Origin of the sequence: Pseudoalteromonas thalassia (genome assembly GCF_049257215.1) — a bacterium.
Taxonomy (GTDB): domain Bacteria; phylum Pseudomonadota; class Gammaproteobacteria; order Enterobacterales; family Alteromonadaceae; genus Pseudoalteromonas; species Pseudoalteromonas lipolytica_C.
The window spans coordinates 78,920-93,264 of record NZ_JBMMUE010000017.1 but is presented as its reverse complement, the minus strand read 5'-3'; the positions used below and the strand labels follow the sequence as shown (position 1 = coordinate 93,264).

The following is a 14,345-nucleotide window of genomic DNA, read 5'->3' as shown; positions in this document are numbered from 1 at the left end:
TTACCGCCGAAGAGCTTTCAGACAAAGCGAGTTCAGCTATTTTGAGCTTGAATGCTCGGTGATGTTTGGACATAAAAAGACCCCCAGTAATTGGAATGTCCAACTATTGGGGGTCACTTCAAATTTAGGGCGGTTTTTTGTTTTTATATACACTGGTAATGATATTTAATCATTCAAGTGACAAAACTAGTCACTAATTGCGTTTTATCGTCTAATTATAAACTTGCTTCGCCTGAGCCTGATCTAATAGTGATACTATAATGTGCTCAATAGCCACACCTGCATAGAGCTTACTAATGTAAGATTTATATTCATTACAAAATGACGTGTTTTCAACAAGTGCGCCAAAAATGCTCGGTTGCTCCAGAAAAGCGAGCGGGGAAATTCGCGATGCATGAGCTGCCTGTTGTAATGTTTCAGCCATATCATCGATGATCTCTAAAGGCTCTCCTTGTTGGGTTAAATGCGTATCACTATATAAACACCATCCAGCAATAACTAAACTCGCAATAGCAGTATTACCGTTGCTTTTGAGGTTTTCCATAATTGTTGGTACCAAAAAAGTAGATACTTTGGCTGAGCTTTGCGAGCAAATTCTTGTAAGGCTATCTTTGATATTTGGATTTGCAAAACGGGCAATTAGTGTTTTTTTATAGTCACTAAGGTCAATACCCGGTACGGCATCTAAAATAGGTGTGACCTCTTTATCCATAAACTCGGTTATAAGCTTAGTGAACAAAGGATCGCAGATTGCTTGTTCAATAGTTTGATAGCCGCGTAAAGAACCTAAAATGCCAAGCACTGAATGGCTAGCATTAAGTAGACGAATCTTCATCGTTTCGTAAGGTGTTACATCATCTACAATCTGGGCACCAACAAGTTCCCATGCTGGGCGTTGTTGACTAAACTTGTCTTCAATCACCCATTGATGAAATGGTTCACAAGTAACAGGCCATTTATCAATAATGCCCAAATTCTTAGCAAGTGCTAAGTCGCTTTGATCCGTTGCTGGAGTAATTCTATCTACCATGGCATTGGGGAAACAAACATGGCTTTCGACCCAATCGGCAAGTTCGTGATCGAATGCTCGAATATAAGTAACAAGCATTTTTCGAGTAATGTCGCCATTGTGTTGGATATTGTCGCATGACTGAATGGTAAATGGCGGCCTATCGGTTTTTCGTCGACGTGCTAATGCAGCAGCCAAATAACCAAAGATAAGCTTAGGTTTATCTGGGTTAGTTAAATCATGCTGAATATCAGGGTTAGTAAAGTCAAATTCACCGCTAGATGGATCGTAGTTATATCCTCCCTCGGTAATTGTTAATGATACAATATACGTTTCGTCAGCAGCCATTTTACTAATGACTGCTTCAGGGTCGTCAGGGGCCATTAGAAAATCCGTCATGCAGCCAATAACTTGCACTTGCGTATGTCCATCAGGGTGCTTCGTCAAAATTGAGTAAAGGTAGTCTTGTGATTCTAGATGTTGTTTTACTAAGCGGTCTGCTTCACGTAAACCAACACCACATATACCCCAGCGTAAATCATCACTACCGTTAATATAGTTATCAGTGTAGAAAGCTTGGTGTGAGCGATGAAATCCACCCACCCCTACGTGAACGATACCTGATTGCAATGCTTGGCGGTCATATTCTGGGACTGCCACTGTGGTCGGTAATGAGCTCAACGTAGATTGCTGTAGTGAAATTACGTCCATATCTTAGCTCCTTAAACTTGCTGGCTGAAAATGGTTTCTACGATGCATCGCCCAGTAAGCTGTAGCAAAATAGATAATTGTGCAGGCAAATCCAATGTTAAAAAATAATGTTCGGTTAGCCTCGTATGAACTGATATCAGGTGAAAAGAACATGGTTTTAGTAGCCAGTGCTATCGTTACACCTAAGCTTAACCACGCAAGTGTTGACAATAGTTTGGTAAATCCACGCTGATCAATGGCGAAATGAGGCTCTTTAGCTGCTTGCTCTGCATGAAATTCTTTTACACGTGTATCAAACGCAGCAAGTTCAGCTTCTTGTTCTGGGTATGAATCAGCAGCTCCGTATTTTTTAGCTAACTGGATATAAACGATGATGCTAAATATCCATGTTGGGATGAATAAGTAGTAAAAAGGCATAATGTCTATCGTATTCAACGTAAAGCCAAAGACGAGTCCCAGAGCCCATGATAAAACAGCCGCAGAGCTGTGCTGAAGCTGTTTGTAAGTTACCCAATAGCGAGTTAACCCAAGTTTTGGAAATAAGAAGTGCTCAGCAAATACAATAGCGCCCACAGGTACAACTAAGAGACCTGCATAGGTTAATAATGGCAATAGTTTGGTAAATACAAACGGAAAACATGCAATGATGACTGTAACTATACCTACTAAAAATGTGGTTCTAGTTCGAGATTGATTACTAAAAATAGCTTGAGCAGCAAGGCCTGCACGATATAAGTTGGCATTTGCAGTTGTCCATCCTGCGACAATAACGATTACTAACCCAGATAAGCCTAGTGCGTGAAATGCAACATCGCCCGGATCCAATTCAACAATAGACTTCTTCACTAAAACTGCAGTCCCCGCGCCCATAATACCTGCAGAGATCCAAGCTATATAGTGCCCAAATAACATGCCTGCAGAGGTACATAGCCCATAACTTTTTTTCTTTGCATAGCGCAGAAGAGCCATGTCTATTAAGCCAAAATGGGTAATTGTATTTGCAGCCCAAGAAAAGCCTATAACTTCGAGTAAACCAATTCCGGGTTCCCCATTGGCATCAAGACCCGTCCAAACAGAGATGCTGCCAATATGCATAAAGTCTCCCCAGCTAGAGACGACTGTTTGGCCAATAACAGCATTTGCAAGCTCTGGCATAAGCACTAATGGACCACTTATAAACATCACGAATAACCAAGGAGCGCAAATACCTGAAAAGCGTGATACGGCGTTAAAACCATACATGGCAACAAGTACAACAATGATCCCTACAGCCAGTACAACCATGACAAATAAAGAGTTAGTTGGATACCAGTTAAGTTGAGCCGGAATATTTAAAGCAAAGCGGACTGCGGTCGCAGAAACTGTAATCATGGCTGCAGAAATAACAGTAAATATAATTACATTCGCCCAGTTGTATAGCCGGGTCATCGAGTCACCAGCAATTTTTTGTAGGTAGGTATATAAACTTAAACGTGTTTCTACAGCTATGGGGGTTGTTATGAGCGTCCAACTCAATACAGCAAGAATATTACCGATCAGTAATCCAAGGAGGATATCTGTCATGGTTGCGCCAAGTGCGACAAATGTTGCACCAAATACAAACTCCGTTGCAGCTACGTGTTCACCTGCATATAGACCTAAAAAGTGCTTCCATCCTTTGAGTTTGTGTTGTGCAATCGGTAATTGTTCCTCTTCTAATCCTTTTAAATCGACCTGATTACTTTTCATAAGTACTTGTCCCTGTTAGTCATATGACGTGCTGCTCTTTAATGTTCTTTAAAGGGATTCTTTTTTATTAAAACTTCCTAAAAATATGAAAACCTCGACTCAAACAAGGTGTGTGTTATGGATCAACGCGTCTAATTCAACTGTAATAAATTACCTACTCCATGGTAAATAATTTGTTTGGGCATTGTTGTTGCCTTTGGGCATAATCCTACTGGTGTATTGTTTTGTCAATAATAAGTTAATGAGTAGATAAAGAGGGAGGTTCATCATTCATCATAACTCTAGTGATATTTAACTGACTTAATGTTGTTTTTTAGTGGTTTTATACTGTTATTTGTCACTTCGATGTTTGGCAAGCTCTTGCTGTTTTTATTGACAAATATTATATGTGTTGGGAATATGCTCAATCAGTGTTCGTTTGCTCTAAATAAAAGGTGCTAGTAACAATTTGGCGATGAGTTTAGAGCACTCGAGCGTAATTAAAATGGAGAACACATACATGGATAACAATCAATCGATTGCAGTAACACAGAAATCAAAAATGTTGTTTTTTCGTTGTTCAGTGAAAAAGCGACGTTTAATTCCTTCAATGTCAGCGATTTTGGTTTTAAGTTCTTTTACAAGTCATGGGGCTGAAACGTTTGATGCACAAAAACATATAACAGGTGACTGGAGCGGGGCACGATCTGAATTGTCGCAGCGAGGTATGGATTTTCGTTTAGGCTATTTCAATCAGGTTGCTCATAATTTGAAAGGCGGTCTTGATAATGAGGTGGCTTATGCTGACCAATTTTTTGTTGGTGGATATATTGATCTTGAAAAGCTTTTTGGTTGGTCTGGGGCTGAGTTTAAAGTAGAAATTACAAATCGAAATGGTGAGCTAATAAACAATAAGGCAGGTATTCCATCATTACTTCAATCACAGCAAATTTATGGTCGAGGAAATGTAACTCGTCTCACACAATTTTCATTAACTCAACAGCTGTTCGATGATCAGCTCAGTATTAAAATTGGTCGAATTTATCCAAGCGCTGATTTTTTTGCTATGAGCTGCGCTTTTCAACATTTAACATTTTGTAGTGGTGGTTCATCTAATTATTTGAGTAGTAGTTGGTATGGTGATCCATTGAGTACTTTAGGGGCGCAATTAACGTATAAGTTATCGGATAACTTATTATTTAAAATAGGTAGCTACGATGCAAACCCACAAGTAATGTCGTTGAACCAAGGGTTGAAGCTGCATACATCAGGTGGTATTGACGGCACCACCGTGGTGGGAGAGTTAGAATATAAAGTGAACTATGGGCATGGCTTGCAAGGGGATTACCGAGTTGGTGTCGTGCGTAGCAGCCTAGATAAAGCCAAGCTTGTAAATGAAGCTGGCTTTCCGGCCGGTTCGACTATTGATGCTGTTGCGATTGAAGATACGGATAACGCATTCTATTTTAACCTTGAACAGCAAATAACACGCAATCCATCAGGTGGTGGATTACGGGTATTTGCGAGTATGATTCATGCAGATAGTAGTATTAGCGCAGTGGGTGAAGTGATCGCGATAGGAGGGTTTATTACAGCGCCATATGCTAGTCGCCCTAATGACCGTATTGGATTAGCTATTGGGCGAAACAGCGTCAGTAAAGAGTTAACTGATGCACAGCATAAATATAATGTAAATCATATAAATAGTGATTTTAATGTGCGTAGTCATGAATACCCGATTGAGCTTAACTACAATTATGCAATTACGCCTGCGATTGAGTTGATGCCAAGTGTTCAATTCATTATTCATCCAAATGGTGATCGCGATGAAGAGAATGCCATCATTGCGGGTTTACAGCTGAGTTTTAACTTCTAATCTCTAGTTTTATATTGCGTGCCAATAGATGACTGTAAAAACCAATAGATGGCTGTAAAAAATAGTTAAGAAATATCCCGCTAGTTTTTTGCAAAACCAATAAAAAAACAGCACGATTCATAAGTGAACGTGCTGTTTTTTAAGTTTTACTCGCACTGTGTTTGTTGTTCAGTAAGGCTTTATTTAATCGTTGCTTGGTGGTTACTCTGTAAAAAATAGGGTAGAAATCATGTCTAATACTTCCTTGAACCCTGAATTTTGTTTTAGAGTAGTAATACTATTAAGTTTAAAACAGGCTATGTTATTAAAATTTATGGTATCTTTTAAATCAGTAGCCAGAACTCAATAATAGCTGGCGCATAGTTGGGTTTGATACCAATAAGCCTGATTCTGTATGTTAATCTGCAAAAATAGCAAAAACGAATAGATTGGTGCAGTGAATCATTTTACTGTTAATTTTTTCATTAATGGTCAAACAGGTATAAATAATGGCTTTGCCCCCTATTACTGAAAACCAAAAATTAGAGGAAGCAGCCAGAGCTGGTTGGCTTTATTATGTTGCAGGAAAAACACAAGACGAGATCGCTAAACAGCTCAATACATCTCGACAATCTGCGCAAAGATTAGTGGCAATGGCCGTATCAAAAGGGTTAATAAAAGTCCGACTTGAACACCCAATTAAACGTTGCATGGAACTGGCTGATTTACTTCAACAACGCTTCGGCTTACTCAAGTGTGAGGTGGTTCCGAGTGTGCCGGGTGATGCTGATTCTGTCGTGGGTCTTTCACAAGCCGGTGCGGCTGAAATTGAACGGTACGCAAAAAGCCGACAAGCTAAGACGATTGCTTTTGGGACCGGACGAGCCTTACGTGCTTGCACTAATGAACTTACAAATATGCAGTGCCCTCAGCACCGTATTGTCTCGTTGGTTGGAAACATAGCGCAGGATGGTTCTGCTAGTCGTTATGATGTTGCTATTCATGTTGCAGAGCGTTTAGGGGCAAGACATTTTCCTATGCCTGTTCCTGTTATTGCTAGTACGCAAGCAGATAAAGCTCAATGGCAACAGCTGACGCATGTAAAAAATGTTCATGAGCTCGCCCTACAAGCAGATGTATATTTTGTCGGGGTTGGTGACTTGGGGATAAACTCCCCTTTACATTTAGATGGGTTTATTACACAACATGAGCTTGCGGCACTTGAGGCTATGGGTGCCACAGGTGAAGTAATAAGTTGGATATTTGATAGTAATGGCAAACTCGTTCAATCTGATATAAACCAGTGTGTAACGAGCGTTGCTTTGTCTACTCGTCGAGATAAACATGTAATAGGAATTGCTGCAGGGCAGAACAAGGTTCCAGCTATTGCCGGGGCAATAGAGTCTGGTATGATCAATTCCCTCATTACAAATGAGTCTACTGCTGAAGCGTTATTGCATTTATAAATGCTATTAGCGAGAAGCCTTGCTTAGTTAGTTTGCGCTGCTTTTACTTGAAGGCATCTCATTCACTCACTTGCAAAGATAAATTAAATAACGAGGCGGTAATATACTGTTATTTATGAGAAAACTTATTAAAAAGCTAATGCTGAGCGCGTGTTCACTTTGTTTGCTTGTTGCATGTACAGAAGAGCCATCACCCCAGCAGCCTGAAAGCAGTAGCAATACAAGTGGTGATGTACGACAGCAATTAGATATGTATCAAAACCTAGCTTGGCATGTAGTCAGTTTATTACAAAGCCAATCTACGCCAACGCAGATAAGTGACTCAGTAACAACTTTAATCGGCTCATCAAAGCAGTTGTTTGTAAATCTTAAAGAGCAACTGCCTGAATGCGAAGAAAGTCTAAACGTTATGGCGCAAATTGCCATGATTAAACAGCAACATATAGAGATAGAAAATGGCGGGTCTCAAGAAGAGCTCCCCAAACTACCTGAATTCTCAGCGCCGAGTTGCTACCACGCACAAAAGCTATTACTTAATCCACTTGCGGTCTATACACTAACTCAACAAGCAGATTTAGCACAGAGTGATTACCAACACGCAAAGTTAAAAATGATTGATAGTTTTGCACGCATCAAGCAGATAGAAATGATTGCTGCTGAGTAGTCATTGCTAGTCATAGCCTTGCCATAAAATTGTCATACAAGGTTGCTAATTTAGTCGCCTATTTGTATTACTGATGCTAGGTGTAAGGTGAGCGCACAACTACAGCAGATCTTAGATAACAGTGCAATTGAAACCTTGTTTCAACCTATCTTTGATATTTCTAATCAACATATTTTGGGCTATGAGGCGTTAAGTCGTGGGCCTAAAGATTCTCAGTTAGAAATGCCCAGTGCATTGTTCAGCGAAGCCATTGCTTGTCATAAAATCTCTGAGTTAGAGTTACTTTGCCGCAGTAAAGCGATTGAGAACTTTGTTAAGCTTAACCTACAAGGTAAGTTATTCTTAAATGTAAGCCCTAAAACTTTACTCGATCCGTGTCATCCAAAAGGTGAAACTTTGCACCTTGTTGAGCAGTTCGGTTTAGCTGCTAATCGTGTAGTTATCGAGGTTACAGAGCAAGAAAAAGTCGATGATGGCTTTTTATTGTTAAAGACTATTGCACATTATCGTGAGCTAGGTTTTTCGATTGCAATTGATGATTTAGGCGCCGGCTATTCGGGCTTAAAACAATGGTCTGAGTTATGTCCTGAATTTGTAAAAATAGACCGCTATTTTATTGATCATTGCGACCAGAGTGTGGTTAAAAAAGAGTTTTTAAAGTCTATTATTGAGCTTGCTAAAGCAACCAATACGCAAGTAATAGCAGAAGGCATTGAGCGTGTAGAGGAGCTTCGCTTACTCGAAAGTTTAGGGGTACAGCATGCACAAGGCTTTTTGTTAGAAAGGCCAAGTTTACAGCCCAGTTACGAAATTAATATTCACTGCCTAAAGCATTTAGAATCATCAGATACTGAAAGTAATTTTGAACAGTCTATGGCGATTGGCTGGTTAGCAGTTGAACATGCAAGTATTGAATCAACAACCCGCTGTAAAGATGCTCATAAAATTTTTGAGCAAGATAAAACCTTAACGAGCCTTGCGGTACTAGAGCATAATATTCCTGTTGGTTTATTACACCGAGATCAACTTACCGAAGTATTTGCTGCCCCGTATGGGCATGCGCTTTATGATAAGCAACCCGTTACTTCTTTAATGGATAAACAGCCGTTAGTGGTAGACGAAAACGAGTTACTCGATACGGTGAGTCAGCAAATTACCGAATTTGAGTTTGATATTCGACGCCACATTGTGATCACCCGAAGTGGTGAATACTTAGGATTGGCACCCCTACGTAATATTTTAAAGCACATTACTGAAGAAAAAATCCGCCATGCACAACATGCCAACCCGCTTACAATGCTGCCGGGTAATGTCGCGATTAACGAAGCAATTGAGCTAAGGCTTCGCAATAATTATCCGTTCTCGCTAGCCTATGTTGATTTAAACCACTTTAAACAATTCAATGATCTGTACGGATACGCCAGTGGTGATAGCGTAATAAAGCTGCTAGCTGAGGTTATTGTTGAGGCGTGCAGCACGAGTAAAGGCTTTGTGGGGCACATTGGCGGGGATGATTTTATGGTCGTGTTTGATAAAAATGATGCAGAGCAAGTGTGCCATGACATCATTAATAAATTTGAGCACCAATCTCGCGCATTTTTTACGCCTGAGCATATTGAGCAAGGGGGTTATTGGGCAAGTAATCGAGAAGGTAAAAAGCAGTTTGTGCCTTTACTCACACTATCGATAGGGTTAGTTAAGCCAGATTTAGAGCTGTGTATTAATAGTCATCAGGTAGCTGCGCTGGCGACAGATGCAAAAAAAGAGGCTAAGCGTTATCAAAGTAGCCATTTATTTGTTTGCCAAAGAAGGCGACCAGCACCTGCTGTTGTGCGCCTTAGTTGTGCGAAAGATGACAGTGCATCTGTTGGACTATGAAGAAAATTTAAGTTTAGTAAGTTTTGCTTGTGTCTACATTTGAGTAGGTGTAGCTTAAAAAAAACACTATCAAAAAATAACAATGAAGCGACTATGTAGCGCAATTTTAGTATTGCTTAGCCTAGGATACAGCCTTACCACAGAAGCAAAAAATGTGGTGAATTTAGCGATTGAACAGCGCCCGCTCTACAAGCGTGATTATTATCTTCATGAATTACTGGCAGCGGCTTTACGTGCTGGTAATTACCAAGCAGAAATTAATGAGGTATTAGTACACCCTCATCAACAACGTACCTTACTGATGCTTGATGCAAAGCAAGCAGATATATTTTGGAGCATGACAAGCCCTGAGCGAGAACACCTTGCCATTGCAGTACCTGTGCCTTTGTTCAAGGGTTATATTGGTAAGCGAGCTCTACTAACGAAACGTGCATTTTTACCACTTTTCGAATCAGTAAAAACTAAACAAGACTTAGCGCCTTTAACAGCAATTCAAGGGCATGATTGGCCGGACACAAAAATTCTTGCGCAAAATGGCCTAACAGTCAGGCCGTTGGCAAATTATCAAGCGATGTTTAGTTTAGTGATCAGAGGACGAGTTGATTATTTTCCGCGTTCGTTCATTGAAGTGATCTCTGAACTAGAGCAAGTGAAAAGTGATGAGCTGGTTATAGTGCCAAACTTATATATCAGTTATCCAACAGCATTTTACTTTTTTGTTAGTAATCACAGGCCTGAACTAGCTGAAGTGTTAATGAAAGGACTGACAACGATGAAGAGCACGGGTGAGTTTGAACAGTTATTTGCTAGCTACTTCGCTGAAGACTTAGCTAAATTGCCGTTTAAAGAAAGTGAAGCCATAGAAATAAAACTCGATAACGATTATTTTCAGCCACAAAAAAAGGAGCCTTAGCTCCTTTTTAGATACCAATTCGCTTAATTAAGTAATATTGCGGCTTGGTATAATTACAACCGCTATTAGCGAAGTAGTGACTCAGTTAACACTGGGCGAATTTCACGAATGATCGCTTGAGTTAACTTAGGTGCACCACAAATGATGTTGCCGCTTTGGTTGTAGTTAATACCACCTGCGAAATCAACAACCATACCGCCCGCTTCTTTAACTAAAAGCTCGCCTGCTGCTGTGTCCCATGGCTTAAGGCCAATTTCAAAGAAACCATCAACACGACCTGCTGCAACATAAGCCATATCTAATGCCGCAGAACCTGCACGGCGGATATCAGCAGTGTGTACGAAAAGCGCTTTAAACGCTTCAGAGTATGCGTCTAAGTGGTGCTTTTGTTTGAATGGGAAACCAGTTGCAAGTACAGAACCTGCTAACTCGTTAGTTTTAGTTACGCGTAAACGTTTGCTGTTAAGCTGTGCGCCTTGACCACGTGATGCTGTGAATAATTCACCGCGAATTGGATCATAGATAACAGCTTGATCTAAACGACCTTTAACTTTAAGTGCAATAGATACTGCGAAATGAGGGATACCCTTGATGAAGTTAGTTGTGCCATCAAGTGGGTCAACAATCCATTGGTAATCTGCATCTTTACCTTTGTGCTCACCAAGCTCTTCACCAACGATACAATGATCAGGGTAAGATTTTAAAATAGTGTCACGAATTGCGGCTTCAGCTTCTTTGTCGATGTTAGTCACTAAGTCGTTAGTGCCTTTTTGTTGTACATCAACTTTTGATAAATCTTCACTTGCGCGAAGTAAAATTTTGCCTGCGTTACGCGCAGCGCGAACCGCAATGTTTAACATTGGATGCATAGCATTACCTTTGGGTTGTAAAAGAACGAATATATTTAAGCCGGCGTATTCTAGCGATTTCTAGCGTAAAGTAAACAATAAACTCGAATAAATCAGGTTGTTTTTTGTACAAGGTTGAAATGCAAGGGGATCCTATTGCACTACAAGCGGTAAGCTATCAGTTTGATGTTGAATGGTGTTGCGGGTTGAGCATTTTGTTTAAGGCCTACCTCGTAGGAAGTGCTTTAATGTCAAATATATTTGCGCAAAGAGAAGTGAACGAGAAGACAAAGAGGAAACCACAGATTTTTTTCTTCCTCTAAAGCGCAGCGTCTCTTATCCTCTTTGTGAACATTTGGTTTCTCTGTGTAGCGCGAAGCGCCTCTGTGTTCTCTGTGGTTCAAATATGTTTTTGTAAAATATGCACAAAGAGAAGTGACCGAGAAGACAAAGAGGAAACCACAGATTTTTTCTTTCTCTAAAGCGCAGCGTCTCTTATCCTCTTTGTGAGTCATAGGATTATTGCGCGATGTAAAATCGCGCCTTACCGCTTACCGTTCAAAGCATATCGCCTAGTGCTTGCAGCCATGTTATAATCCCCGCAATTTTTGACTTTCAGTAAGTAACAACGCAATGACACTTGATGATATTCGTATCGTATTAGTTAACACATCACATTCTGGTAATATTGGCTCAGCGGCACGTGCTATGAAAACGATGGGCTTATCAAATTTATATCTTGTTGATCCTGCTTGTGAAATTGATAGTCATGCCAGTGCGCTTGCAGCCGGTGCAACTGATGTTTTAGGTAAAACAGTGGTTGTAGATACGCTGGCAGATGCAATTGCCGATTGTAGTTTAACAATTGGTACCAGTGCACGCTCACGTACATTATCTTGGCCTATGGTTGAGCCGCGTGAATGTGGTGAAAAGTTAGTAGCTGAAGCTGAGCATGGGCCTGTTGCACTGGTATTTGGTCGTGAAAATAGTGGTTTAACGAACGAAGAACTACAACAATGTAATTACCACGTATGTATTCCTGCCAACCCTGAATATAGCTCGCTAAATCTAGCGATGGCGGTGCAAACATTGTGTTATGAAACACGTATGGCTTATTTAAATAAACAGCCAAAAGTACAAGAAGAAGACGAAGCAACCTATCCAAATGCGAAGCAAACTGAGCTGTTCTACGAGCACTTAGAGCAAACGCTAAACGACACGGGTTTTATTATCAAACAACACCCTGGCATGGTAATGACTAAATTACGTCGTTTATTTAACCGCGCGCGTCCAGAAGAAGCTGAGATGAACATCTTACGCGGTATTCTTACCTCCATTAATAAGTCTATAAAATAATCACAGGTTATAAGTATAATACTTGACTAAATTACTCAGGTAATTACAATATACCCAGTACTTGACTATTTTTGTCAAGTATTCGGTTTTATCAATGGCAAGTATCAATTTTTATCAAGTGATAATACTTGACTATTTTGGTCTGGTAATTAAAATTTGCACACCTTAGCGTGCAGTAACATCGGGGGCTCCATGAAGTTAACATCAAAAGGCAGATACGCAGTAACCGCCATGTTGGATGTTGCACTACATACAAATGTGGGTGCAGTGCCTCTTGCCGATATTTCTGAACGCCAAGAGATTTCGTTATCTTACCTTGAGCAATTATTCGCCCGTTTACGTAAAAATGGCCTTGTGACCTCTGTGCGTGGCCCGGGTGGCGGATATTTATTAGGTAGAGAAGCAAACGAAATTTCTGTCGGCGATGTGATTAATGCCGTTGATGAGTCTGTTGATGCAACACGTTGCCACAACGCAACGGGTGGCTGCCAAAGCGGCATGCGTTGTTTGACTCACACTTTATGGTCGGACTTAAGCGCACGTATCGAAGAGTTTTTAAATAGTATTACCCTTGCTGAATTGGTTGAAAAGTCAGATGTGAAAGAAGTCGCATCACGCCAAGATAACAGCATCAACACTGCAATTAAGCAACTGGAAAACATTCAAGTAAGCTGTCAACTGTAGCTTGACGAAAGCGGAGAGAGAAATGAAGTTACCGATTTATTTAGATTACGCAGCAACCACGCCTGTTGATGAACGTGTGGCAAAAGAAATGATGCAATGCCTGACTATGGACGGTAATTTTGGTAACCCTGCATCACGCTCACACCGTTTTGGTTGGCAAGCAGAAGAAGCGGTTGATCAAGCACGTACAGATATCGCTGATCTGATCAACGCTGACCCGCGTGAAATTGTTTTCACTTCAGGTGCTACAGAATCAAATAACCTAGCAATTAAAGGTGCTGCGCAGTTCTATAAAAAGAAAGGCAAGCACGTTATCACTGTTAAAACAGAGCACAAAGCAGTACTTGATACGTGTCGTGAACTAGAGCGTCAAGGTTTCGAAGTAACCTATATGGACGTTGAAGAAAACGGTTTACTTGACCTTAAAAAGCTTGAAGCTGCAATGCGTGACGACACAGTACTTGTGAGCGTAATGCACGTAAATAACGAGCTAGGTGTTATCCAAGATATCGCGACAATCGGCGAAATGTGCCGTGAGCGCAAAATTATGTTCCACGTAGATGCTGCACAAAGCGCAGGTAAAGTACTTATCGACGTGCAACAGTTAAAAGTAGATTTCATGTCGTTCTCAGGCCACAAAGTATATGGCCCGAAAGGTGTAGGCGCACTTTATGTTCGTCGTAAGCCACGTGCTCGCTTAGAAGCACAAATGCACGGTGGTGGTCATGAGCGTGGTATGCGTTCAGGCACATTGGCTACTCACCAGTTAGTTGGTATGGGCGCGGCATTTAGAATCGCTAAAGAAGATTTCGAAAAAGACCATGCACACATCAGCGCACTTCGTAAGCGTTTGGTTGATGGCATCATGGCTGATATGGAAGAAGTTTACTTCAATGGTGAACCAAGCCAGTCAGTTCCAGGTATTGTAAATATCAGCTTCAACTTTGTTGAAGGTGAGTCGTTATTAATGGCTGTTAAAGACATTGCTGTTTCATCAGGTTCAGCCTGTACCTCAGCAAGCTTAGAGCCTTCTTATGTACTACGTGCATTAGGCCGTAATGACGAGTTAGCACACAGCTCAATTCGTTTCAGCATTGGCCGCTTTACGACTGAAGAAGAGATTGATTACACCGTTGAACTAATCAAAAACTCGATCGGCCGTTTACGTGAGATGTCTCCTCTATGGGAAATGCATCAAGAAGGTATTGATTTAGATTCAGTTGAGTGGGCGCATCACTAATTAGTGATCGCCGC

11 protein-coding genes are annotated in these 14,345 nt (G+C 40.8%); 8 read left to right on the top strand and 3 right to left on the bottom strand.

Annotation, left to right across the window (positions count from 1 at the left end):
- Positions 1-211: 211 nt before the first annotated feature.
- Positions 212-1,720, bottom strand: coding sequence for a mannitol dehydrogenase family protein (locus AAEU31_RS17455; protein WP_421967886.1), 1,509 nt, complete (start codon positions 1,718-1,720; stop codon positions 212-214).
- Between the two features lie 3 nt (positions 1,721-1,723).
- A complete protein-coding gene (locus AAEU31_RS17450; protein ID WP_421967885.1) occupies positions 1,724-3,448 on the bottom strand; it encodes a purine-cytosine permease family protein in 1,725 nt (574 codons plus the stop codon).
- 499 nt (positions 3,449-3,947) lie between these two features.
- Here AAEU31_RS17450 and AAEU31_RS17445 point away from each other — a divergent pair, with 499 nt between their 5' ends.
- The 5 genes from AAEU31_RS17445 to AAEU31_RS17425 all read left to right on the top strand — a co-directional run bounded on the left by AAEU31_RS17445 (position 3,948) and on the right by AAEU31_RS17425 (position 10,203).
- The gene (locus AAEU31_RS17445) at positions 3,948-5,303 is read left to right on the top strand and encodes a carbohydrate porin (RefSeq protein WP_421967884.1); all 1,356 of its coding nucleotides are present in this window, start codon (positions 3,948-3,950) and stop codon (positions 5,301-5,303) included.
- Between the two features lie 488 nt (positions 5,304-5,791).
- The gene (locus AAEU31_RS17440; RefSeq protein WP_421967883.1) at positions 5,792-6,748 is read left to right on the top strand and encodes a sugar-binding transcriptional regulator; all 957 of its coding nucleotides are present in this window, start codon (positions 5,792-5,794) and stop codon (positions 6,746-6,748) included.
- 115 nt (positions 6,749-6,863) lie between these two features.
- On the top strand, positions 6,864-7,412 hold the full coding sequence (locus AAEU31_RS17435; protein ID WP_421967882.1) for a hypothetical protein: 549 nt from the start codon (positions 6,864-6,866) through the stop codon (positions 7,410-7,412).
- Between the two features lie 87 nt (positions 7,413-7,499).
- On the top strand, positions 7,500-9,290 hold the full coding sequence (locus AAEU31_RS17430; RefSeq protein WP_421967881.1) for a GGDEF domain-containing protein: 1,791 nt from the start codon (positions 7,500-7,502) through the stop codon (positions 9,288-9,290).
- 82 nt (positions 9,291-9,372) lie between these two features.
- Complete coding sequence (locus tag AAEU31_RS17425; protein WP_135923325.1) at positions 9,373-10,203, top strand: substrate-binding periplasmic protein; 831 nt, start codon at positions 9,373-9,375, stop codon at positions 10,201-10,203.
- Between the two features lie 65 nt (positions 10,204-10,268).
- On the opposite strand, the gene suhB is transcribed toward AAEU31_RS17425, so the two are convergent.
- Entirely contained in the window at positions 10,269-11,072 is an 804-nt protein-coding gene (gene suhB / locus AAEU31_RS17420) for an inositol-1-monophosphatase (protein ID WP_135923326.1), read from the bottom strand.
- Positions 11,073-11,684: 612 nt separating this feature from the next.
- Between suhB and trmJ the strand changes: the two genes are divergently transcribed.
- The 3 genes from trmJ (at position 11,685) to AAEU31_RS17405 (ending at position 14,331) form a co-directional block, all read left to right on the top strand.
- A complete protein-coding gene (gene trmJ, locus AAEU31_RS17415; protein ID WP_135923327.1) occupies positions 11,685-12,407 on the top strand; it encodes a tRNA (cytosine(32)/uridine(32)-2'-O)-methyltransferase TrmJ in 723 nt (240 codons plus the stop codon).
- A gap of 192 nt (positions 12,408-12,599) precedes the next feature.
- A complete protein-coding gene (iscR, locus tag AAEU31_RS17410; protein WP_063701779.1) occupies positions 12,600-13,091 on the top strand; it encodes a Fe-S cluster assembly transcriptional regulator IscR in 492 nt (163 codons plus the stop codon).
- 22 nt (positions 13,092-13,113) lie between these two features.
- Positions 13,114-14,331, top strand: a complete 1,218-nt coding sequence (locus AAEU31_RS17405; RefSeq protein ID WP_135923328.1) for an IscS subfamily cysteine desulfurase — start codon at positions 13,114-13,116, stop codon at positions 14,329-14,331.
- The last annotated feature ends 14 nt before the right edge of the window (positions 14,332-14,345 follow it).